The sequence below is a fragment of the Acinetobacter sp. YH12040 genome (assembly GCF_013420005.1).
Taxonomy (GTDB): domain Bacteria; phylum Pseudomonadota; class Gammaproteobacteria; order Pseudomonadales; family Moraxellaceae; genus Acinetobacter; species Acinetobacter amyesii.
Genome location: NZ_VOZB01000014.1, coordinates 59,406 through 82,918, shown reverse-complemented (window position 1 = coordinate 82,918; position 23,513 = coordinate 59,406). Strand labels below are relative to the sequence as shown.

Sequence of the window (23,513 nt, the reverse complement as noted above, 5' to 3'; positions counted from 1 at the left end):
GAGCCATGGCAGATTTAAATATTTCGACAGAAATTACCAGCAGCCTAAAAGGAATGGTCGCCAATCTAAATACTGATCGGCTGACAGAATTATTGGTGGCTGTTTTACTGGCAGTCATCGGCTTTCTGATTGCACGTTTTATCTCAAACACCTTTATCCGTACTGTAGGTATGCGTTTCAATGCCCATCAGCAGTTGGTTTGGCGTCGCGGGATTTTCTATTTTATTTTTTTAATCTTTGTGATGGCCAGTTTAAAAGAAGCCGGCTTTAAACTCAGCGTCTTCTTGGGTGCAGCAGGTATTTTAACGGTCGCACTGGGTTTTGCCTCGCAAACGTCCGCATCCAACCTGATCAGCGGGATGTTCTTGATCGGTGAAGGGTCTTTTGAGGTTGGTGATACCATTCAATTGACACTGATTCGCGGGCATACCATTGAAGGTGAAGTGATCTCGATTGATTTGTTGTCGGTCAAATTACTCACGCAAGACAATGTCTATGTCCGTTTGCCGAATGAACAACTGATTCGGGCACCTGTACATAACTTGTCTAAGTTTCCAATACGGCGCATTCCAATTACCCTTGCGATTAACTTTCATGAAGACATCATCAAAGTCCGTGAAGTTTTATTAGATGCCGTTAGTAAATATCCATTGGTCTTGGCCGATCCTAAACCTGCCGTGACCGTCACTGCCTTTCGTGAATCTTCCATTGAGCTGCTTTTTGCTATTTGGTGTCAAAGAGAGAATTTCCTGAAAGTCCGTGATGAAATGCAGGAACGGATTCGAAATGCTTTTGTCGAAAATAAAATTGAAATTCCTGTACCGAAAATGGGTTTTGTTGACCACCCGCTTTCTACGCAAGCAAGCGATGCCGACGTCGATCAATATGCCAATGCACAAGAGATTCAACGAGAGCCTCAACTCAAATAATAGTTTATAGACTTGATATGAAAAGCCCTGCATATCTTCAAATGTGCAGGGCTTTTTTATCATCCACTTTTTATAGCCATCGAATCGACCTATGCGGGTTCGTGATCTCGTACCTTTAAGAACTTCATCATGGTTCAATCTTGTCATTCGGCATGGGCGCAATATAAGCAATTAAAAGCATGGCAAAACCTGCGGCCATGAAGGAAATCACTCGCATGAGAGTGCCGACATGAGATAAATCCAGCAAGACCAATTTCAAAGTGACCAAGACCAAAATACTGCCACCGAGTAGCCAAACTGAACGTAATTGGCGCTGAGTAGCAAAGCGCATACTCACCAAAGCCAATAACACCCACAGCACAGTAAAACTTAGTTGAACGGTCGCATCGCTCCAAATGTCTAAACTGTTATAAGGTGTATCCAGATACATATGTAAGGCACGAAGCACAACATAACTACTTAACCAAAGTAGCCCTAGAACACTCAACACGGCAGCCAAGCTACGATCTAAACCGGCTTTTAACTGTTGATTCAACATCCATAAAAAAGCCGCTAACAACAGCAAACTCACTGCATCAAAAGGATTCAGTATCGGCAAGATATATCCCACAAAGGCCTGCTGACTAAATAATTGCGAACTGATGATCCAACTTAAAGCCAAAAACAAGCTGCTACGCGCTTGCCAAAACATTTTCCAGGCCGGTTGTTGCGCTTGCCAATAACACCATGCACAAAATATCAGCGGCAAAATTACCACACTGATATACGGCATACTGGGTATCAGCGTCAGACTGGTCCACGCCAAGCTGCTCAAAATTCCGAGACTGACCCATTCTTTTTCTTCACGCACACCGAGTAATGGTCGTAGCCAAAGCAGCGTCAAGCACAGCCCAGCGAATGCAAAATACATCTGCTCCATCGTTGAATGCCAAAGTAACTGACCGTTCTCACTCACTGAAATAACTTGGTACAGCCCCATCACATAAACAGGCACTAGACCGGTCCACTTAATGATGGACCAACTCCACGAAGCTTTTCGTTTTAACAAGCCTTCATTCACCAACAGATAGGCCACACTGACAATCAATAAACTCAAGGCCAATTGATGACTACTCTGCAGCCAATCTAAGAGCAACATGATGAGCATGGTGGTTGCTGAGAGCATTTGCACACATTGAAAGGCAATACTCGAACTTGAAAGCTGTTTATGAAATACAGGAACAGCATGCGTCATGATAATGGCCGCCAAATAGCTCAAACACACGCCCCAATACATCTGTGCAGGGAAATGTGGCAGTTGAACCAAATAATACAGACTTGAACAACCCGCCATCACCAAGAGCGCCATGCCTAAATAACGGCTGATATTGGACTGCTTGTATTGGGCATATATAAATATCAAAGCACCTTCAATTGCCCAACCAACCACACTCCACTGCTCTTTCAATACTATCGGTGGAATCAATGCCAAGAAAATTAAGGTCAAACTCAAATAACTTTGTGCAATCAATGGGATCACAGCACTACGTTTACTGATGCTATACAGCGCGGCAAAAAGCGCCGCGAATAGCAAGCTATACCCCGCCTGCCATACCGTTTCCTCAAAATACATCAAATACAATGCCAGATAAGCAAGCACTGGTGCAGCAAAAATCAGTGCAAGATCCAAGGCAGGTTTAAGCTGAAAATGCGCAAGATCCTGTTTCGCCAATAACTGGCTAAAACGAAAACCTAGCCAGATAAAAATCGCAGCGTGAGCTAAAACCAACACGCTCATCATCTGACGTTCGGTGGTGTATCCGTGGTAAAAAGCATATCCTCCACCCATAATCACCGTCATCAAAAAAGCGATTTGATTCAGATATTTCCACGGTCTTAATGTACTCATGACCGCAACAGCAATATTAATCACAAGATAATAGGCAATAAATTCCGTTGCAGTTGCATCACGAACAGGCAAGGTAAATGGCGCAAGATAGGCGATCAGCATTGCCATAATTGCCAGTTCTACCGACTGTTGTTTCAAACTGAGCCAAATCGTCAATGCCATAAGTGCAGCATATAGTAGACAAGCTATGCCAAAGCCCGGAATGACGGCATTGTAATAGGCAAAAAATAAAGTCAAAAACAGCGCTGCAAGACCTAGACCTTCTAGAGCCAAGGCAAAACTGCGATTTTTGGTTTGTAGCCAAAAACCCAGTCCGACAACACCAGCACTGATCAAACTCACGATCAGCAGTTTCATGGCCAAGCTTAGTTGCCAATGCTCTGTGGCAAATCTGAGTAATAGCACCACGCCAATCACCAAGACCAGTACCGCCACTTTTAACACGGGATTACCTTGGAAAAGCCATTGCTGAATTTGACTAGATAGATTTGGCGCAGACTTGGATGGTGTATTAGAAGGCGTTGAATTGAATGATGCCTGATGTTTAGCTGTACCAACTGCCGTCGCGGGATGTACAGATGGTGTATCGTTAGAATCAAAATTTTCAGGACGGTCTATTGTCGACGCTGATATTGAAGTAGCTGCATGTATCGATTGCGACTGAAGCGCACGTCCTTGCAATAGATGCAGCTGACGTTCTAATCGTTTCAGCCAACGCAGAAAAAAATAGACCCACAGGCCAATCCCGATCGCAACCAAGTATCCCAATTCTGTTAACAGTCCAACGACCGTTAATAACGATGCAATATATAACGGAACCTTTGATGTCACTTGAAATGGTTGTTTTGATGAACTCAGTGCATCAGCGCCGTGCTGTAAATCATCGACATAATTCATCACACTGAGCATAAAACCGATGCCACTGATATAACTCAGGATTCGGACATCTAAGTACCATGCCCCGATCCCTACCAAGATCAGCGTCATCAACCAAATCATCTTGATTTCATTATTCTGTTTCAGCATACCTGCTTCGTCATTTTCCTGAATGTTTTGATGATACATGAGCCTGACCGATGGATTAAAACTATTCATCAGTGATTCGGTAAGTTACATATACAATCTAGACTCAGCGTGCGGGCAAAAAATCACGTACAATAAAACCGTTTTTAGGATTAGGAAATTATCAATGCCACCATTTGTCTTGGTCGATGGCTCATACTTTTTATTTCGTGCCTACCATGCACTGCCACCATTAACCACTTCAACCGGTTTGCATACCAATGCAATCCGAGGTGCCATTTCTGCCATCCAAAAATTAATGCGTCGTATCCAACCGACGCACATGGCCGTTATTTTCGATACACCTGAACCAACCTTCCGTCATGAATTGTCCCCGATCTATAAAGGTGACCGTCCTGCGATGCCAGAAGAATTATCACAACAAATTCCATATCTTCACGCTTTAATTCGTGCTCTGGGGATTCCGCTGCATATGTTGCCGGGTGCTGAAGCCGATGACATTATCGGAACTTTGGCCAAACGCGCTGAAGCAGCCGGTCATCAAGTTTTAATCTCCACCGGTGACAAAGACATGGCACAGCTCGTTACTGAGCGTGTCACTTTAGAAGATAGCTTCAAAGACAAACCGATGGACGTTCAAGGTGTTTTTGAAAAATTTGGGGTGTGGCCGAATCAAATCATTGACTACCTCACGCTGATGGGCGATGCCTCTGATGGTATCCGTGGTGTACCCGGTGTTGGCGCAAAAACGGCAGCGAAACTTTTAACCGAGTACGGCTCGATTGGCGGCATTTTAGAAAATGTCGACAGTATTAAAGGTAAAGTCGGTCAAAACATTAAAGACAATGTCGAAGGGATTGCTCTTGACCACCAACTGGCGAGTATTGTTTGTGACCTCGACATGGGTCTTAAATACGAAGATTTGAAACTTGCCGACCCAAATATTCCAGCACTGCGTGATTTATATACGGAACTAGAATTCCGTAACCAACTGCAGTCTTTAGATCATCCGAACAACCCCAATGGCGCAACCTACAAACAAGCAGCCAAAGCCATTAACACCACGGCGACTGTAGCCAATGCACCTGAAGTTGAAGATCAAGCGGACAAAACCAGTGTTGATGACTTACTTGGTGAAGCACGTTATCACACGGTATTGACTCAAGAAGATTGGGATGTGTTATTCAAGCGTCTAAGCACTGAAAAGCGTTTTGCCTTTGATACCGAAACCACTAGCCTTGACTACCGCGTGGCGCAGATTGTAGGTTTCTCGGTGGCTTTAGATGCACATGATGCCTATTACGTGCCGCTTGCGCATGATTATGAAGGTGCGCCGCAACAACTTGATCGTGACACGATCCTGAATCAACTCAAACCTTTACTTGAAGATAATGACGTACAAAAAATTGGTCATCATCTCAAATATGATGCACATGTCTTAGAAAATCATGGCATTCATTTGGCAGGTTGGTATTTCGATACCATGTTGGCCTCTTATGTCCTTAACTCTGTGGCTACACGTCATGGGATGGATGACGTCGCACGTTTGTATTTAAGTCATCTCACAACGACGTTCGAACAAGTGGCTGGCAAAGGTGCAAAACAAAAGACCTTTAACCAAATTGAGCTTGAAACTGCAGCTCATTATGCCGCAGAAGATGCCCATGTGACCTATCGTCTATATGAAGTACTCGATAAGAAGTTACAAGCTCACCCGGAGCTGATCAATATTTTGCACGATATTGAAATGCCTGTTGCCCGTGTTCTAACCTCTATGGAAGAAAACGGCATTGAATTGGATATGAACTTCCTCGACCAACTCGGTGTGGAATTTGCCAATACCATTCAAAATTTAGAAACAGAAATTACCGATCTTGCGGGTCAAAGCTTCAATGTCAGCTCACCAAAACAAGTTGGTGAGATTCTGTTTGATAAATTAGGTTTAAAAGGCGGTAAGAAAACTTCTACAGGTCAGTACAGTACCAGTGAAAGTGTGTTAGAAAAAATCGACCATCCGATTACTGATTTAATTTTGGAATATCGTGGTCTCTCTAAACTGAAAAGCACCTATACCGACGGTTTGTTAAAGCAAGTGAATAATGACACACATCGTGTGCATACCAGTTACCACCAAGCGTTAACGGCTACAGGTCGTTTGTCATCCACAGATCCAAACTTGCAAAACATTCCTGTCCGTGAAGATATTGGACGTCAAATCCGTAAAGCCTTTATTGCACCTGAAGGTCGCATTTTATTGGCAGCCGATTATTCGCAAATCGAATTACGTTTAATGGCGCATTTCTCGCAAGATCATGCATTGGTCGATGCCTTCAATCATGGGCAAGATGTACATAAACGTACTGCGGCAGAAGTTTTGGGTATTCCACTCGACGAAGTGACCAGCAACCAACGTCGTCAAGCAAAAGCGGTGAACTTCGGTCTGCTCTATGGCATGTCTGAATTTGGTTTGACTCGTCAGCTGGGTTTCACTCGTGAAGAGTCGCGTAACTATATTGGTAAATACTTCCAACGCTACCCTGGTGTTTTGGAATATATGGAACGTACTCGCCAAGTTGCACGTGAACAAGGTTTTGTGGAAACCATTTTAGGTCGTCGTCTGTATACACCAGACATTATGGCGAGCAACAAAATGGTGAAACAAGGCGCTGAACGTGCAGCGATTAATGCGCCGCTACAAGGTTCTGCGGCGGATATCATTAAACTAGCCATGATTGCAGTCGATAAAATCTTACCGAAAGATCAAGCCAAAATGTTACTGCAAGTACACGATGAATTGGTGTTTGAAGTTGATGCTGCAATTGCCGATGAACTGTCTGCCCAACTGACTGAAGTGATGCAATCTGTGTTGAAAATTTCCGTTCCACTGATTGTGGAAGTGGGTCAAGGCAATAACTGGGATGAAGCACACTAATTCATTCACGTTCATTCACACCTTTCTCCTTCTAGGAGGAAGGTTGGGATAGAAGTGAGATGTTTCTTAGTTAGTAAAAATATCTTATTTTACACCTCATATTAAATCCACAAAAAAGGACGCCTCGGCGTCCTTTTTAATTTAACTCGTCTTAGCTCAGATTAAAGACCAGTCAATAATGCAATTGCGACTTGCTTCATAATGGTTTCCGCAACCAACAATGCCAAAATCGCAAAAATTGGTGACAAGTCAATCATCCCCATATTTGGAAGAATACGGCGGAATGGCGCAAGTAGCGGTTCTGCCAATTCTTGAACCACTTCAATATAAGGCGAACGTGACTGACTAAACATCACGACCCAACTCAAAATAATCGATGCAAAAATTAAGTAACGACAAAAACGGATTAAATCCTGAATCATGGTCACAAAGGTCATAATGATCAAATGGAATGGACTATTCACCGCCACACCTGACAAATACATCAAACCAAACATTTTTAACAAATACAGAATCACCACCAACACCAATGCTGCGGTATTCACTCGACCTTTGGCCAAAGTTGGGAAAATTCGGCTAAAGATATCGACAATTTTTGTTGCTTTTGCTGTTGCCAAAACCACAGGGTTATATGGACTCACGGCAGCAAGCTGCATTAAAAAACGGAAAAATACGAGCAAAATTGCAACGTTAATAATGATTCCAAAAATTTGAGCAGAGCCCATACTTGAACTTTCCTAAATCAAATCGAATTATTTGGTGCTTTCGCTTAACTCTTGTGCTAACTCTTGGCTACGCTTTTGCGCTGCGGCTAAAGCGGCCTGAATATTTTGTGAAATTTGAGCATGATCAAATACTTCAATCGCAGCTTGTGTGGTACCGTTTGGAGAGGTTACATTTTTACGCAACTCCGCAGGACTGTTGGCACTGGTAATCGCCATTTGTGCAGCGCCCAATGCAGTTTGTAAGGTTAGTGCTGTAGCCACTTTTTCATCCAAACCCATGTTTTTCCCTGCACGGATCATACTTTCCATCATATAGAAAAAGTATGCAGGACCTGAGCCAGAAACAGCTGTTACTGCGTCAATCTGCGCTTCTGAGTTTACCCAAAGTGTTAAACCCGTTGAAGCCAAAACTTGACTTGCAAGATCACGATCTTCAGCTGAAACCGCTTCACCTGCATATAAGCCATGCGCACCGGTTTGAACTAAAGCCGGTGTATTTGGCATGACACGAACAATACGCTCTGTGCCTAATAGTTTTGAAATCGTTGCAATTTCTGCACCTGCAACAATTGAAATCACCAACTTCCCTTCTAGCAAACCTTGTAATGGTGCCAAAACTTTTGCTAACACCTGAGGTTTAACGGCAAAAAGAACAATGTCAGCTTCTCGAATTGCTGCAACATTATCATCGGTCACATGCAAATCTTTTTCAGCCAAAAGCTCACGTACTTTTTCTACGGGATCTGAAACTGTAATACGTGTAGTCGGGACACCACGTGCAATTAGGCCACCAATTAAAGCCTGTGCCATGTTGCCGCCACCAATGAAACTGATATTACAATTTAGAATTGCGCTCATGATTGAAGATCCGATATTGCAGATTTAGCGTTAAGAGATAATGTTGGTTGCCAGCCAGCTTGAGTACAAAATTCAGACTGCGCCAACCAAAAGCCCTGAGGCGTAAAGACGCCTAGCATAACATTATCTCGGCTTAATATTTGAATAGTATGACGATGCCATGGAAAAATTTGCGCCTGCTGAATGGCTTTTTTCAAAGGCCAACTTCCGACACGGCCATATAAATGAATTTTTTCACCTCCAAGACGTGGGCGAATCTGCAGTTGCTGCCCCAATAATTCAGGTGATAAACCAACCTTTGAGGGTTGAATCACAAAATGGCCGGCAGGCAACTTGAGGCACTGACCTGCAACACAAGTTACAACCTCAACCTCTTGAATGGGTTCAGTTTGAAGATAATCCGCTTTGGCAATCCGATGAAGTTGCTGTTGAAACCGCAGATAATAAAATCCATTCCAGTGCAATGCCGCTTGCGAGTCTTCGCGTGAGCCAATCACTTCTGAAAATAAACGCTGTACCATTTCAAAACTAGGACGATATTGTCCCTCACCTTTCATCCAGTGCGATAACAACTGACGCTGACGTGCCAGACTGAGCTGTTGTAGAGCCACCAAAGATAACGCTTGCGATGAGCCGCAGACTGCTAAATCTTGTTGTAATACCTCGTTTAAAATTTCATCGGCATCTTGCATCAAGTAACTGGTTCGACTCAGAGCTTGCTGCATTTTAGGAAATCGCTCACTGAGTAGCGGCCACAAAATTTCACGACTCCACGCACGGTCATAGTCGGTATCAAAATTGGTGAGGTCTTGAATATTTTGCACATGCAGCTGTGCTGCCCATTGGCAAATTTGCTCACGTGAAAGATCTAATAGCGGACGCCATAATGTAAAATCTTCACGTACATCGAATTTTTTCATCGCAGCAAGGCCATGGACACCAGCACCTGAAAGTAGCCGCAACATCAATGTCTCCGCCTGATCTTGCTGATGATGTGCGAGTACCAATATTTCATCTGCTTGTAAATGTTGGCGAAAGGCTTGATAGCGAGCCGAGCGTGCTTGATTTTCAAGGTTACCTTGCGCAACCTGAACTTTTTGTATGATGAATGGCAAATTCAGCGCTTTACATTGAGCACGTACAAATTCGCCCCAAGCATGACTACAATCTTGTAGTTGGTGATCAATATAAATTACCCGCATTTTTTCAGGGCACAAAAACGACATAAGATGCAGCAGCAACATGGAATCCATGCCACCACTACATCCTATTAAAAATCGGCTTTGTTCAGGCAGCGCCTGAATTTGACTTAAGCAGTCAGCCCTAAATTGTCGCTGCCAAACTTCATTAAACGCTGATAACGCGCTTCGCATCGTTCGTTTGCATCCATTGGTTGCAGTTCTTCTAGAGCTTGCTTCAAGACCACTTTCAAATCCTGCATGACTTTTTCAGGGTTTAAATGTGCGCCCTCCGCTTCGTCCACCACGTATTCCACAATGCCCATCTTCTGCAATTTATCTGCCGTCAATGCCAATGCTTCACTTGCTTGTTCTGCTTTTTCTGCAGTTTTCCACAAAATAGATGCACAGCCTTCAGGTGAAATTACTGAATAAATACTGTGAGATAGCATAATCACACGGTCAGCTACGCCAATACCGAGCGCACCACCCGAACCACCTTCACCCAATACCGTTGCCACTACAGGCACTTTAAGTGAAGAAAGCTGAGCTAAGCTAGTTGCAATCGCTTCGGCCTGACCACGCTCTTCTGCACCCACACCTGGGTACGCACCCATGGTATCAATAAAGGTAAAGACGGGCAGATTAAAACGCTCGGCCATATCCAATAAACGCTGTGCTTTACGGTAACCTTCGGGGTTACTCATACCAAAATTATGCTGTAATTTTTCACGTGTACTACGACCACGGTGCTGACCTACGATCATCACAGGCTGACCATCTAAACGAGCCAAACCACCAATCATCGCTCCGTCATCACCAAATAGGCGGTCACCGTGCAAAGCATCGAACTCTGTAAAAATTTCGCCAACATAATCCAAAAACTGCGGACGTTCAGGATGACGTGCGATCTGAACCGTAGTCCAGGCTTTAGATTGAGCTGCTTTATTTTTCATAGGTCGATCATTATCCCTAACTTAACTGGTCTGTTAATTGATAAATTGTTCCGACTGGATATTCAGTTCAATATCCCAATGCTTAAATTGCACTTGCTCATCATGCAAGTCTGCAACCAACAAAGGCCACTGTTTGGCATCACCAGAAACACTAAGTTGCCATTGTTGCGCATTGTCCACGCTTAATTCAATGGCAGGAAGCATCTCATCGCTGCGACTATGATTTAATAAAACTGCTAAACGAAGCAATAGACATAAGTAAACAAGTTTGTTACCACCGACTTTCATCACATCAATGCGCGCGTCACTACGTAACTTACGACGATGATGCGCCACTAAATGCGACAAATGGTTTTGATCAATTTGTGAGAAACCCGGAATATCCGAATGTTGCAGTAAATAGGCACCATGACGATGGTAACCACTATGACTGATCGCTAAGCCAATTTCATGCAAATACGCTGCACGACGCAGTAAATCACTGTCATCACTGGTCAAATTCAGTGCGGTCGCCACACCATTAAACAGCTGTTGCGCAGTATTTACCACACGCTCAGCTTGTTTCATATCTGCGTTGTAGCGCCCCATCAACGCATGTACAGAACGGTCACGAACATCTTCATGTTGGAAACGTCCCAATAGGTCGTACATCACGCCTTCACGTAACGCGCCATCAGAATAAACCAATTTATCGATATTCAGCACATCAAAGACTGCATACAAAATGGCAATGCCAGCTGGCAAAACTGCTCGACGGTCTTCTTTTAGACCATCAAATTCCATTTCATTGACATGCTTATATTTAAGCAATTTATCTTTGAGTTTAAATAAACCGTCACGTGTCAGTTCTTCCTGATCGTTGCTCCAGCCCATATTGACACAAATCTGACGACATGCTTTGATCGTGCCACTTGAACCGACAACAGTATCCCAGCCCGCAGCTTTATAAGTGTTGGCAATGCCTGCGATTTCCTTACGAGCAGCATTTACCGCTTTATCAAAACTTTTCAGGTTAATTTCACCATCAGCAAAAAACGCTTTGGTAAAAGCGACACAGCCCATTTGCACAGATTCTGTATGAATCGGTTCAAACTCTTCACCAATAATCAACTCTGTTGACCCCCCACCGATATCAATCACAAGGCGGCGACCACTATTTACCATAGTATGTGAAACCCCTAAATAAATTAGACGGGCTTCTTCACGACCAGCAATGATTTCAATCGGCTTGGGTAAAATTTCAGCGGCTTTTTGAATAAATTCATGACCATTTTTTGCTTGGCGCAAGGCATTGGTCGCTACAATACGTAAACGGTTGGCTTGGACAGGATTTAAACGTCCCACAAAACGTGCTAGGCAGGCTAATCCTCGTTGCTGTGCGGCTTCAGTCAAATTTTTATTTTCGTCTAGACCAGCGGCAAGCTGTACTTTTTCTGACATTGATGCAACTTTTTTCACTTCACCATGGTCTACGCGTGCGATAGCCAAGTGGAAGCTGTTCGATCCCATATCGATAGCAGCAAGTAATTCTTCATCAATCAAAAAATCAGACATTATTCAAAAAAACCTGTTCAGAATTGTGCTTAGATTAATTCACATACATGTAATTTAAAAGCCATTTATGAGTAGTTCGGGCGGAACTTATCGATTTTTTATCTGAAGCAATGATAGTCATACACGATCATCGGCATCGTGATCATCCATTAGACAAACTCGCCATTCAGGTCGAAAATTTACATAACCCCCTACATTGTTATAGTTGGCTATGTAATACTTATAAACATAGAGTCAACTTAAAAATTAATTCCGGAGCAAAATCCATGTCTGGCAATATCGTAAATACAACTGATGAAAACTTCCAAGCCGATGTACTAGAGTCTGATACTCCTGTACTTGTAGATTTCTGGGCAGGTTGGTGTGCTCCTTGTAAAGCCATTGCACCTGTACTTGAAGTACTTTCAACTGAGTTTGAAGGCAAAGTTAAAATCGTTAAAGTAGACGTAACTTCTTGCGAACAAACAGCTGTAAACTACAACATCCGTAACATTCCTGCATTATTAATGTTTAAAAACGGCGAAGTTGTAGCAACCCAAGTCGGTGCAGCACCAAAATCTAAATTGACAGCTTTCATCGAAGAAAACATCTAATATTTTTTCGATAAAAACACTCGAAAATACGCTGTTTTACACAGCGTATTTTTTTGGTTGATAAATTGACAAATGCTGTGTTCTCTCTTATATTGTTTACTCAAGAAATTAAGGATCTCAAATCCTGTCATTTTCTTACAACACAACACATAAAATGCCGCTCGGCAACAGAATTGTTTTTCACATCTCTCTTCATATAACGAATCAGATCTCTGAATTGTTTTGTGCAAACCAATTGCTATCGTTTCTTGCATGATCGCGGCACATTTGTTGCTCCCTTTTCCAACCTGTACCTCAGAATTTTAGATTCTATCTGACCACCTATGAACTTAACCGAACTCAAGAAAAAACCGATTGGCGAACTCATCAAGATTGCCGAGTTTATGGGCCTCGAAGGAATGGCTCGTAACCGTAAGCAAGATATTATTTTTGCCATCTTAAAGCGCCACGCAATGAACGGCGAAGAGATTTTTGGTGATGGCGTTCTAGAAATTCTGTCGGACGGCTTTGGTTTCTTACGCTCTGCAGCGGGTTCTTACCTAGCCGGCCCTGACGATATCTATGTGAGCCCATCACAAATCCGTCGCTTCAACCTTCGTACTGGTGACACTATTACAGGTACGATTCGTCCACCTAAAGAAGGCGAACGTTACTTTGCATTATTAAAAGTTAATCAAATTAACTACGACACACCCGAAAACTCACGTAATAAGATTCTTTTCGAAAACTTAACACCTTTATTTCCAACCGAACAATTGGTAATGGAATTAGGTAATGGTACAACAGAAGACTTAACTGCGCGTGTCGTTGACTTGGTTGCTCCGATTGGTAAAGGTCAACGTTCAATTATCGTTGCACCGCCAAAAGCGGGTAAAACCATGTTGTTACAAAACATCGCTCAGTCGATTGTTCGTAACAATCCTGAATGTTTCTTGATTGTCCTTCTGATTGACGAACGTCCTGAAGAAGTAACAGAAATGGAACGTACTGTTCGTGGTGAAGTGGTTGCTTCAACATTCGATGAATCACCAGCTCGTCACGTACAAGTTGCAGAGATGGTGATTGAAAAAGCTAAACGTCTTGTTGAACACAAAAAAGATGTAGTGATTTTGCTTGACTCAATTACTCGTTTAGCACGTGCTTACAACACTGTAATCCCTTCATCTGGTAAAGTTCTTACTGGTGGTGTGGATGCCCATGCTTTAGAACGTCCAAAACGTTTCTTCGGTGCAGCACGTAATATCGAAGAAGGTGGTTCACTGACAATTATCTCAACTGCCTTGATTGAAACTGGCAGTAAGATGGATGAAGTGATCTACGAAGAATTCAAAGGTACAGGTAACCAAGAAATTACCCTAGACCGTCGTATTGCTGAAAAACGCGTGTTCCCTGCGATGAACATCAAAAAATCAGGTACACGTCGTGAAGAGCGTTTGATGTCTGAAGATAACCTACGTAAAGTTTGGATTTTACGTAAATTACTTCATACACAAGACGAACTTGCAGCGATGGAATTCTTGCTTGATCGCATGAAAGAAACCAAAACCAATGATGATTTCTTCGATCAAATGAAACGTAAAGCATCCAACTAAGTTGAATGTTTGACTGAAAAGGCCATCTATAACGATGGCCTTTTTATTTGGTTGACTTTAGTTACACAAAGAAACATTTGATAGATCTCCATGTAAACTTATTTTCAAGTTTATGATTATAAAAAATATATGTAAAAAAACCCTATTCTTTTTAGTAGTTTATTTGCTATTTCGCCAATATAAAACTTTCTCTTAATTGTTATTTTCTGTTAAAAAATGGCCGTTTTTCACCTATTTTTAACGGTTTTTTCAAAGTCACTAGTAGCATTTCAAAATACTCAGTGATAGCATACACGCAGACCAGTTAGACTGCTCTATGCATTTTTAATACCTATTCAAATTAGGCATAATAAAAGCACACAACAGACTAACGCAGGTTATTTTTTAATCTCATATTTTAGAGAGTGATGCCATGTTATTCAAAAAAATCGCTATTGCTGCTGCAGTTGCTACTACTTTAGCTTTCGTTGGTTGTGCTAAAAAAACTGAAGAAGCTGCTCCTGCTGCTGCATCTGAAGCTGCTGCTTCTGAAGTAGTTGCTGCGTCTGACGCTGCTGCTGTTGAAGCTTCTGCTGCTGCATCTGAAGCTACTGCTGCTGCATCTGAAGCTACTGCTGCTGCATCTGAAGCTACTGCTGCTGCTTCTGAAGCTCAATAATCTAACCGATTATTCAGCACAAAAAGAGAGCCCTTTGGCTCTCTTTTTTATTGCCTCAAACTTTAAACCCTAGTTCATAAAAAGAGCTAAAATTCAAAATACTAAGCCCATGCTTATTGAAAAATAAAAACTGACAATTTAGCTAAAGGCAAGCCACAATCAACCTCTACGACAACTCAACTCAACTCAACTCAACTCAACTCAACTATATCGTCTCACTTTAAAACGAATATTCTTCAACATGAATTGTGCGATAGATGATGAGCACTGCGCCTCCTAAATCAAAGGCAAAAAAAAGCAGATCAATTGATCTGCTCATTTCCAACACGTTGACGGAATTTTTGTCCCGCACGGAAGGTCACTACACGACGGGCAGAAATCGGAATTTCTTCACCCGTTTTCGGGTTACGGCCTGGGCGTTGACGTTTATCACGCAACTCGAAGTTACCGAAACCTGAGAGTTTAACTTGTTCCCCAGAGATTAGCGCTTGGCTAATCTCATCGAAGAATAACTCGACCATTTGTTTTGCTTCACGACGGTTTAAACTCGTGAGCTCACTTAAATGATCAGCCATTTCTGCTTTTGTTAATGCTGTCATGAAGCCCTCAATGTCGCCTGGTAAGTGTTTTCCAACACCTGAAGTATGTTATCCATACCGGTTTTGATTTCAGCATCTTCTAATGTACGTGTTGGATGTTGCCATTGAATTGCAAACGCCAATGAGCGCTTGCCTTCTTCGACACCTTGACCAGTGTACACATCGAATAACCAAACCGCGTCTAAAAGCTCACCGCCGGTTTTTTCGATAAGTTGCTGAATTTCACTAACATTAATCTTATCACTAATTAAAAGCGCAATATCACGTCGAACCGACGGAAAACGTGATAATTCTGTAAAATTAGATACATAAGTTTGCAAAACAGCCGATTGATCTAATTCAGCAACCCAAGTAGTCGCCAAATCCAACTCATCTTCTAAAGATGGGTGTAAACGACCAAAGTAACCAATTGATTGACCATTGACTAAGATTTCAGCAGATTGCCCTGGATGTAACCACGTACGCTCTGAACGTACATATTCAACATTTAAACGTGCAGAATTTAAAATCTCCTCTACATCGCCTTTAAAGTCAAAGAAATCCATAGGCTGTGCTTTACCATGCCAAGATTCAGTCGTACGTGAACCTGTTGCAACCAGTGCAAAGGTTGGGATCTGTTTAAGATCATGAATGCTGTTCGCACCTTGATAATCAAAACGTAGACCAAGCTCATAGAAACGAACACGATTTTGCTGACGGTTCACGTTGTATTGCACACATGGGATCAAACTTGATAATAAGGTTGAACGCATCACTGCAAGATCGCTAGAAATCGGGTTTGCAAGCGCTAGTGGTTGAACCTGTGGATTCAATTGTTTCTCTAGTTTCGCATCTGCAAAGCTAAAGCTAATTGCTTCTTGATAACCCAAAGCCACTGCAGTTTGACGTAACTGAACCAATTCAAATTGGTCTTGGTATTTCGCCAGTTTGACGTCAATCACCGGCAAGCTAATTTGAATATTGTCGTAACCGTGAATACGTGCCACTTCTTCGATGAGGTCTTGATAAATCGCCATATCAAAGCGGTGTGATGGCGGTACAACTGTCCACTCACCTTCTGCTTTCACAGTGACATTGCAACCCAAACGCGTTAAAGCATCGGTAATAAATGCAGATTCAACTTTATAACCAAGCAGTTGATCGACTTGCGCTTGGTTCAGTTCAATGGCTTCACGATTTGGTAATAGCTCTACTTTTTCAGCAACAGTAATTGGACCAAACTCACCACCAGCTAAATCAGCGATAAGTTGAGAAGCACGGTGCATTGCCGTCATCGGCAATTCAAAGTCTACACCGCGTTCATAACGCTGAGATGCATCAGTATGCAAACCAAAACTACGTGCACGACCTGCGATATAGAGTTGATCAAAGAACGCCGACTCAAGGAAAATTTCAGTGGTATCATCAGAAACCGCTGAACTTAGGCCACCCATGATTCCTGCAATCGCCAAAGCTTTTTGATCATCCGCAATTACCATCACGTTTTCAGGTAATTCAACTTCTTGTTCATTCAACAACGTTAATTTTTCTGCTGCTGTTGCTTGGCGTACACGAACTGAACCTTCAACTTTACCGCCATCGAATGCATGTAAAGGTTGACCCAATTCCATTAAAACGTAGTTGGTAATATCGACCAAAATACTGTGCTGACGGATGCCCGCACGAGCCAATGCACGCTCCATCCACTCAGGAGTTGGTGCTTTGGTATTCACGTTTTTGATCACACGACCTAAATAGCGTGGGCAACCATCAGTTTCAACAACAACTTTCTTCTCATCAGTAATTGTTGCAGCAACTTCTTTAATTTCAGGGGCAGTCACAGGGAGTTGATTAATCACACCAATTTCACGTGCAATACCACGAATACTGAAACAGTCTCCACGGTTTGGTGTAATACTAATATCAATGACATTGTCATCAAGATCTAAGTATTCACGAATATTTGTGCCTACAGGAGCATCTGCAGGAAGCTCCAATAGACCGTCGATTTTGTCTTCAAGATCAATTTCAGACGCACCGCACAGCATGCCTTGTGATTCAACACCACGAAGCTTGCTTTTTTTAATTTTGAAATCGCCCGGAAGTACTGCACCAATGGTTGCTACAGGAGCTTTCATGCCTACACGTACGTTTGGAGCGCCACAAACGATTTGTAACGGCTCGCCTGAACCGATGTTTACAGTAGTGACACGTAAACGGTCAGCATCGGGATGTTGAACCACTGTTAAAACTTCACCGACTACTACACCAGTAAATGGTTTTGCAGCAGGAGATAAATCATCAACTTCTAAACCTAACATGGTCAGTTGGTCAGAAAGTGTATCGCTATCAATGGCTGGGTTAACCCATGTACGCAACCAATTTTCGCTAATTTTCATTGTATAAAAACCTATTAATTCTAAATTTCTAATCCCCTCTAGCGCCCCTTTAAAGAAAGAGGACGAACCCTAAGTCATGATGGACACCCCCTCTCCTTTTAGGAGAGGTTAGGGAGAGGTATAAAACTGTTTAAGCAAATTGGCGTAAGAAACGCACATCATTTTGGTAGAACATACGTAGGTCATTAATGCCATAACGCAACATTGCAAAACGTTCTACACCTAAACCGAAGGCAAAGCCTTTGTATTTTTCTGGGTCAATGCCAGCGGCTTGTAAAACGTTTGGATGCACCATACCGCAGCCCAAAACTTCCAACCATTTACCACGTTCATCCATGATATCCACTTCCGCACTTGGCTCTGTAAATGGGAAATAAGATGGACGGAAACGTACTTTCAAATCTTTTTCAAAGAATTCATTTAGCAAGTTCACTAACAAACCTTTAAGTTCTGCAAAGCTGGTGTTTTCAGCCACATACAAACCTTCGATTTGATGGAACATTGGCGAATGCGTTTGGTCCGAGTCACAGCGATAAACACGACCAGGACACACAATACGGATTGGAGGCTGCTGAGTTTCCATCGTACGAATTTGCACGCCTGAGGTATGAGTACGAAGTAAATGATTCGCATCAAAATAGAAAGTGTCGTGCATCGCACGTGCAGGGTGATGACCCGGAATGTTCAATGCTTCAAAGTTGTGATAATCATCTTCAACTTCTGGACCGGTCGCAACAGTAAAGCCAGCTTTGGTAAAGAATTGGCAAATACGTTCTTGAACTTGAGTCACAGGGTGAATACTACCGACCGTTTGACCACGGCCGGGTAAAGTAATATCAATCGTTTCGCTAGCAAGCTTTTGTTCTAATGCAGCTTTTTGTAATTCAGCTTGACGAGCAGTCAGTGCGCCAGTAATCGATTCACGAACGGCATGAATTTGAGCACCAAAAACTTTACGTTCTTCTGGGTCCATTTTACCGAGCGACTTCGATTGTTCCGCGAGCTGGCTTTTCTTCCCTGTAAATTGCACTCGCACTTGGTCGAGTGTAGCAAGGTCCTCTGCTGCTGCAATCGCAGCGAGCGCTTCAGTGGTCAGGGCTTCCAGTGACATAGTAACTCTCAAAGCAACAATTTAAAAAAATAATATAAACCCCTTATTCTAACAGTTTTTAGCCGTTATGATGAAGCGCATTCACAAGTTAAAATTGCATTAGCATCAAGTTTTAAAAAAAGTATAAGATAAACACAATATCAATGGGATCCAATCTTTATGGCACTCGATCCAATCTGGAAACAACAGCTCACACTCGTCACTTATGGCAATGAATTTCTCAACCAAGGTTTGAGTTTTCAACGTTGGTTGAATCACCACATTTTTGATCAGCACAGTTTCCATTTTCGTGATTTGCTATCACAGCATTTATTGGCTCAACATTTCCAAATTTGGCTAGAAGGCTTAAAAAAACAAGGGGTACAACGCTTAAGTTTACATAGCTCCAGCTTGCTGAATGATGAACAAAATCCGAATGCTAACGTTGAACTTCTTCCCTTTGCCCATTTTATTGTAAGCCACGAAAAAAATAAAAAGCAGGCATGGATTTTTGGTAAAGAACTTGCCGAGTGGTATAACGCAGAAAATGACTATGAAGCACCGGCATCCCAACAACTGCAAATTCGTCGAGAAACCTTTTGGCGCTATGAGCTGAACCATAAACTCATTAAACGCATCGAAGCAGATATGCAGTTACCAAAATGGGATGATATTCATAACTTCACTGAAGCAGAATTATTTTTACAAAAACCTGCGGAAGGTTTTATTGAGCCGGAGGTGTTAGGGACACCTTATTATGGTACGCAGCCCGATCTAAGCAGCGAATCGAATGAATCCGCAAAACTCGCACTCTTGCCAACGGATGCACAAGCAGATTTCGCACATGACAGCTTACATCGCTTAGATGCATTAAACCGCCACATTCAGTCTAAAATTCAGCATCCCTATCATGCAGATGGCAGCATCTATACACCTGAAGAACAGTTAAATTTACGCCATTTTGCTCAAAAAACTGAAGATTTAACGGCTAAATTTATTGTGAAAGTCGCTAATCACTATAAAACTGCACGTTTAACTCCTGTGGTCGAAAGCTCTCCTCTGGATGGATTTAAAACTGAACAAAGAAAATCAAATCCTCAGCATGCACACACGCAAAATCCAACCCATAAACCTGGTGCAGGTGGAGTGATTACCTTAATTATTATTACGGTAGTGATTTGCTTATTGGCTTATTACTTCGGACTTTAACTGTATAAATGTGATCAACACTAAAAAGCCCTTCTCATGGAAGGGCTTTTTTATGAACATGCTTATCTATGAAAGACCTCAAAATTATGAGGTCGTTAAATAATTAAACGGACGAATTTCTAATCGAACGCGATGCTGATCGGCATGTTGATTAATATAATGACTGACAGAGACTACTTCCCCCTCAAGCTCTGCGTCTGCACCATACATGATTTTGACTGCCTCACCTTTGCGGGGAATCATTTCGAGCTCTACAGTAATGCTACCTTGACCCATACCAACTATTTCAGCCAACATTTTATTTTCCTTTTGTTCTTTTCTATCCATACATTAGGCATGGCGCAAAGCGCGGTATAAAGATTATTTCTGTAACTTAACTGCACTTTTTATTGATAAACATCAAAACTTAAACATCAAAAATATAAGAGTCCAATTGTTCTAAAAATGCATCAACTGCATTTGCAGACTTTAAACGAATCCATTGAATATGTTGATATTCAGGTGCATTCATCATCTGTAGATATTTTTCACGATTCGTTTTATGGGTTTTAATCATCCACCAGACAATGGAATCTCGACCAAACATCCGCCACAAACTTTCCTGATTATTTGAATCTGGCCAAAGATCTTGTTTGGACTTAGCCCGAGAAATTGCGCGCTTTACAGAGCGGTATAAATTGACTGGAAACGGAAGGTCTAACCATATCACCGTATCTATTTCAGACCATTTAACAGGAATCGCCCGAGTATAATTGCCATCAATAACATAACCATTTTTCGCTTTAGCAATTTCAGCTCCGATACGTGCAAAAAAGATTTCGTCAGGACACTCCTGCCAATCATCTAGCCAAAATAGGTTATCCAGTTCAATATAATGTAACCCTATTTTGTCCGCCAAAGCTCTGGAAAAGGTTGATTTTCCAGTGGCCGATGTACCGACTACGTTTATTCTTTTCATTGTCATGATGATCTACTTGAGTCTGGTGTATCTACTTCAAGATAGCAGCATTGGATCTGTAGGTTAACTTTTATTCTTCACGATAATCCAAAAGATCTGCATCGATATTGATAAAGTCAGGCTTTGGGGTTTGTTCAAATTGAACGGCTAATATATCTGACTGATTAGCAATGCATGCTTTTGCGACTCGATGCATACCATCCATCACTCGACCACTGGCACATAAAATAATGGGATAACTTAAGTCCGCAGCATTTACCAATTGCAGATGTTCAATAATTTGCTGTGTGGTCGGTGCAGATTTTGGAAATTAATATGCTTCATTTAACTCCTAAATGTCATTTACAGGGATTTGCTGAATCTTAAAATTTTGACTGAGTTTTACTAAACGATGTACATCCCAAATATACGTATCATCACCCACTCGGCGGAAGTGATACTATTTGCGCATCAAGCAGTTACCTCTTAAATCAAATTAAAGCTAAGATAGCTTACAATTGAAAAATAAAAAAATGCTTCATTATGATAGATCATTACGAGCAATTTATTCTTGGTTTGCAATATAACGCTCAACGCTTTTTTAACCAGAAAATTTACTATGACGAGATTTTGCACCCATGGTGCGGCCAAGCTTGCGACATTTTCTTGATTCGCGATTTTAAAACCAATGCATTACTACATGACTCAGTTGATCATTTGATTATGTATATGGCTGAAAAGCGGATTAGAACATGCTCACTTTATCCATTTGATCTTCTTTTTGAGCATGCAAAACTTAATCAACATCCTCATTTTGACTTTGTAAAAACCAACTACCCTCTTGCTGTTTTCCACAACAATTTAAATCAAGCCTTTGCACTGGTTCAAATCCAATCTGAAACGAAAATTTTAGATATCAGCCCTATTGGTGATCCTCGGGAGTTTTGGGGTGCAAGTTCCACACAATTTCATGACGCATTCGGACTGTTTACATTAATTGAGCTCAATCAACAACAGCGGAACGAATGCTTTTACTTTGATAAAAAATCGAGTTGGAGCAGTTTAGTAAATAGCATTCAACTGGATTTATTTGAACATCCGTTTTCTACCCACATTCAGCCTCAATTTAAACTAATCCATAATTTGTATTATTATGGCCTTCTGGATGACTCACTCCCTCTTTTGGAGAATCCTCAAGCTTCACCTCAAGTTGGATTAAGTCTGCTTGAAATGCTCAATTCAATCGAAGCTGCTATCCAAAATTTAAAACATGTAAAAAACGAAAGCTCACCGATCCATTTATTTACAACCGAAGAAAATGCACAACTATTGGATTATGAGTACAAACTGTCAGAACACCATGTAGATGTCACGTGCTATACAGCCAATCATTTCAACCGCGAAAATTTAGTCAATGATGAAGAGAAAGCTGTACTCAAACAACTACAGAAAAAATACCCCAAAGTTAATTATTTCAAGTCAACATCTAATCAAGCTCTTTCCGCCACCAACACTTCAACAGATAAAGAGCCTGAAAAACCATGGGTTGTATTTTTTTCTTTAGTTTTAATTTTTGCCATGCTATTCGCTTTACTTTATGGCTTTTATTTACTTTTTAAACAATTTGAGTTTATAAAATTTGCCGCAATCACAATTGGCATCATTGTGTTTTTAGCCATATGGTCGAAAAAATAAGATGTCTAATCAAATTCGTCCATAAAAAAAGACCGCTAAAAGCGGTCCCTTTTTAAGTCATAAAGACTTATGCAGCTAATGCATCTTTAGCTTTAGAAGCTAAAGCAGCAAACGCAACTGCGTCATGCATAGCGATGTCAGCAAGTACGCGACGGTCGATAATCACTTGAGCTTTTTTCAAGCCAGCGATCATACGGCTGTACGACAAACCATTTTGACGAGCACCAGCATTGATACGCGCAATCCATAGAGCACGGAATTGACGTTTCTTTTGACGACGGTCACGGTAAGCATATTGACCTGCTTTGATTACTGCTTGGAACGCTACGCGATATACGCGTGAACGAGCGCCGTAGTAACCTTTAGCACGAGCAAGAATTTTTTTATGACGGCGATGAGCCTGTACACCACGTTTAACACGAGCCATTTATAATCTCCTTAGATGTATGGGCACATACGGCGAACTGAAGCAACGTCACTTACGTGAACCATTACACAGCCGCGTAATTGACGGATACGCTTAGCAGATTTTTTGGTCAAAATGTGTCGTTTGAACGCTTGGTGACGTTTAAAACCGTTTGCAGTTGGCTTGAAGCGTTTAGCTGCACCACGGCGAGTTTTCATCTTAGGCATAAGAACCTCTTTTGAACACCTGTTCGGCACGCCTGCACCATTGCAAAGACGCCCTGCAGGTAAGGGAGCGAGTATTCTAAAGCATC

At 41.9% G+C, this 23,513-nt stretch carries 20 protein-coding genes and 1 pseudogene; 7 read left to right on the top strand and 14 right to left on the bottom strand.

Translation table 11 applies throughout. The features are described 5' to 3' along the window. The first annotated feature begins 5 nt into the window (after window positions 1-5). Complete coding sequence (locus FTT99_RS14470; RefSeq protein ID WP_180024385.1) at window positions 6-929, top strand: mechanosensitive ion channel family protein; 924 nt, start codon at window positions 6-8, stop codon at window positions 927-929. A gap of 127 nt (window positions 930-1,056) precedes the next feature. On the opposite strand, the gene FTT99_RS14465 is transcribed toward FTT99_RS14470, so the two are convergent. Further along, a complete protein-coding gene (locus FTT99_RS14465; protein WP_180130757.1) occupies window positions 1,057-3,843 on the bottom strand; it encodes a DUF2339 domain-containing protein in 2,787 nt (928 codons plus the stop codon). 163 nt (window positions 3,844-4,006) lie between these two features. Here FTT99_RS14465 and polA point away from each other — a divergent pair, with 163 nt between their 5' ends. After that, entirely contained in the window at window positions 4,007-6,772 is a 2,766-nt protein-coding gene (gene polA, locus FTT99_RS14460) for a DNA polymerase I (protein ID WP_180077770.1), read from the top strand. Window positions 6,773-6,933: 161 nt separating this feature from the next. Here the strand turns inward: polA and FTT99_RS14455 are convergent, their stop codons facing one another. From FTT99_RS14455 to ppx, 5 genes are read right to left on the bottom strand one after another with little or no spacing between them, the layout of a single operon-like run. Then, the gene (locus FTT99_RS14455) at window positions 6,934-7,497 is read right to left on the bottom strand and encodes a YggT family protein (protein ID WP_078189567.1); all 564 of its coding nucleotides are present in this window, start codon (window positions 7,495-7,497) and stop codon (window positions 6,934-6,936) included. A 27-nt stretch (window positions 7,498-7,524) separates the two neighbouring features. Next, window positions 7,525-8,355: a pyrroline-5-carboxylate reductase gene (gene proC, locus FTT99_RS14450; protein ID WP_078192626.1), complete on the bottom strand. Its 831-nt coding sequence runs from the start codon at window positions 8,353-8,355 to the stop codon at window positions 7,525-7,527. Further along, on the bottom strand, window positions 8,352-9,728 hold the full coding sequence (gene tilS, locus FTT99_RS14445; RefSeq protein WP_180161617.1) for a tRNA lysidine(34) synthetase TilS: 1,377 nt from the start codon (window positions 9,726-9,728) through the stop codon (window positions 8,352-8,354). Before tilS ends, proC begins: the two co-directional genes overlap by 4 nt. Then, entirely contained in the window at window positions 9,665-10,489 is an 825-nt protein-coding gene (locus FTT99_RS14440; RefSeq protein ID WP_078189570.1) for an acetyl-CoA carboxylase carboxyltransferase subunit alpha, read from the bottom strand. The genes tilS and FTT99_RS14440 overlap by 64 nt, the downstream gene beginning before the upstream one ends. Before the next feature lie 33 nt (window positions 10,490-10,522). Next, window positions 10,523-12,043, bottom strand: coding sequence for an exopolyphosphatase (gene ppx / locus FTT99_RS14435; RefSeq protein ID WP_180130703.1), 1,521 nt, complete (start codon window positions 12,041-12,043; stop codon window positions 10,523-10,525). Between the two features lie 266 nt (window positions 12,044-12,309). Between ppx and trxA the strand changes: the two genes are divergently transcribed. The 3 genes from trxA (at window position 12,310) to FTT99_RS14420 (ending at window position 14,886) form a co-directional block, all read left to right on the top strand. Beyond that, a complete protein-coding gene (gene trxA / locus FTT99_RS14430) occupies window positions 12,310-12,636 on the top strand; it encodes a thioredoxin (protein WP_078192629.1) in 327 nt (108 codons plus the stop codon). Window positions 12,637-12,959: 323 nt separating this feature from the next. Continuing rightward, a complete protein-coding gene (rho, locus tag FTT99_RS14425) occupies window positions 12,960-14,228 on the top strand; it encodes a transcription termination factor Rho (protein ID WP_067731074.1) in 1,269 nt (422 codons plus the stop codon). A 412-nt stretch (window positions 14,229-14,640) separates the two neighbouring features. Beyond that, window positions 14,641-14,886, top strand: a complete 246-nt coding sequence (locus FTT99_RS14420; protein ID WP_078192631.1) for a hypothetical protein — start codon at window positions 14,641-14,643, stop codon at window positions 14,884-14,886. A gap of 302 nt (window positions 14,887-15,188) precedes the next feature. Here FTT99_RS14420 and FTT99_RS14415 read toward each other — a convergent pair whose 3' ends face one another. From FTT99_RS14415 to pheS, 3 genes are all read right to left on the bottom strand, one after another. Further along, on the bottom strand, window positions 15,189-15,485 hold the full coding sequence (locus FTT99_RS14415; protein WP_004783565.1) for an integration host factor subunit alpha: 297 nt from the start codon (window positions 15,483-15,485) through the stop codon (window positions 15,189-15,191). Beyond that, on the bottom strand, window positions 15,482-17,863 hold the full coding sequence (gene pheT / locus FTT99_RS14410) for a phenylalanine--tRNA ligase subunit beta (RefSeq protein ID WP_180130706.1): 2,382 nt from the start codon (window positions 17,861-17,863) through the stop codon (window positions 15,482-15,484). The genes FTT99_RS14415 and pheT overlap by 4 nt, the downstream gene beginning before the upstream one ends. 130 nt (window positions 17,864-17,993) lie before the next feature. Continuing rightward, a complete protein-coding gene (gene pheS / locus FTT99_RS14405) occupies window positions 17,994-18,974 on the bottom strand; it encodes a phenylalanine--tRNA ligase subunit alpha (protein WP_180024390.1) in 981 nt (326 codons plus the stop codon). Between the two features lie 159 nt (window positions 18,975-19,133). Between pheS and FTT99_RS14400 the strand changes: the two genes are divergently transcribed. Then, window positions 19,134-20,162, top strand: coding sequence for a hypothetical protein (locus tag FTT99_RS14400; RefSeq protein ID WP_180130709.1), 1,029 nt, complete (start codon window positions 19,134-19,136; stop codon window positions 20,160-20,162). 84 nt (window positions 20,163-20,246) lie between these two features. On the opposite strand, the gene FTT99_RS14395 is transcribed toward FTT99_RS14400, so the two are convergent. From FTT99_RS14395 to FTT99_RS14385, 3 genes and pseudogenes are all read right to left on the bottom strand, one after another. Beyond that, complete coding sequence (locus tag FTT99_RS14395; protein ID WP_111884721.1) at window positions 20,247-20,459, bottom strand: hypothetical protein; 213 nt, start codon at window positions 20,457-20,459, stop codon at window positions 20,247-20,249. A gap of 109 nt (window positions 20,460-20,568) precedes the next feature. Next, a complete protein-coding gene (locus FTT99_RS14390; RefSeq protein WP_180130712.1) occupies window positions 20,569-21,120 on the bottom strand; it encodes an adenylate kinase in 552 nt (183 codons plus the stop codon). 70 nt (window positions 21,121-21,190) lie between these two features. Then, window positions 21,191-21,544: pseudogene (locus FTT99_RS14385) on the bottom strand (hypothetical protein). Between the two features lie 284 nt (window positions 21,545-21,828). On the opposite strand from FTT99_RS14385, the gene FTT99_RS14380 reads away from it, so the two are divergent. After that, window positions 21,829-22,794, top strand: a complete 966-nt coding sequence (locus FTT99_RS14380) for a hypothetical protein (protein WP_180130715.1) — start codon at window positions 21,829-21,831, stop codon at window positions 22,792-22,794. 67 nt (window positions 22,795-22,861) lie between these two features. Here the strand turns inward: FTT99_RS14380 and rplT are convergent, their stop codons facing one another. Next, window positions 22,862-23,221, bottom strand: a complete 360-nt coding sequence (gene rplT / locus FTT99_RS14375; RefSeq protein WP_004647525.1) for a 50S ribosomal protein L20 — start codon at window positions 23,219-23,221, stop codon at window positions 22,862-22,864. A gap of 11 nt (window positions 23,222-23,232) precedes the next feature. After that, window positions 23,233-23,427: a 50S ribosomal protein L35 gene (gene rpmI / locus FTT99_RS14370; RefSeq protein WP_065994397.1), complete on the bottom strand. Its 195-nt coding sequence runs from the start codon at window positions 23,425-23,427 to the stop codon at window positions 23,233-23,235. Between the last annotated feature and the right edge of the window lie 86 nt (window positions 23,428-23,513).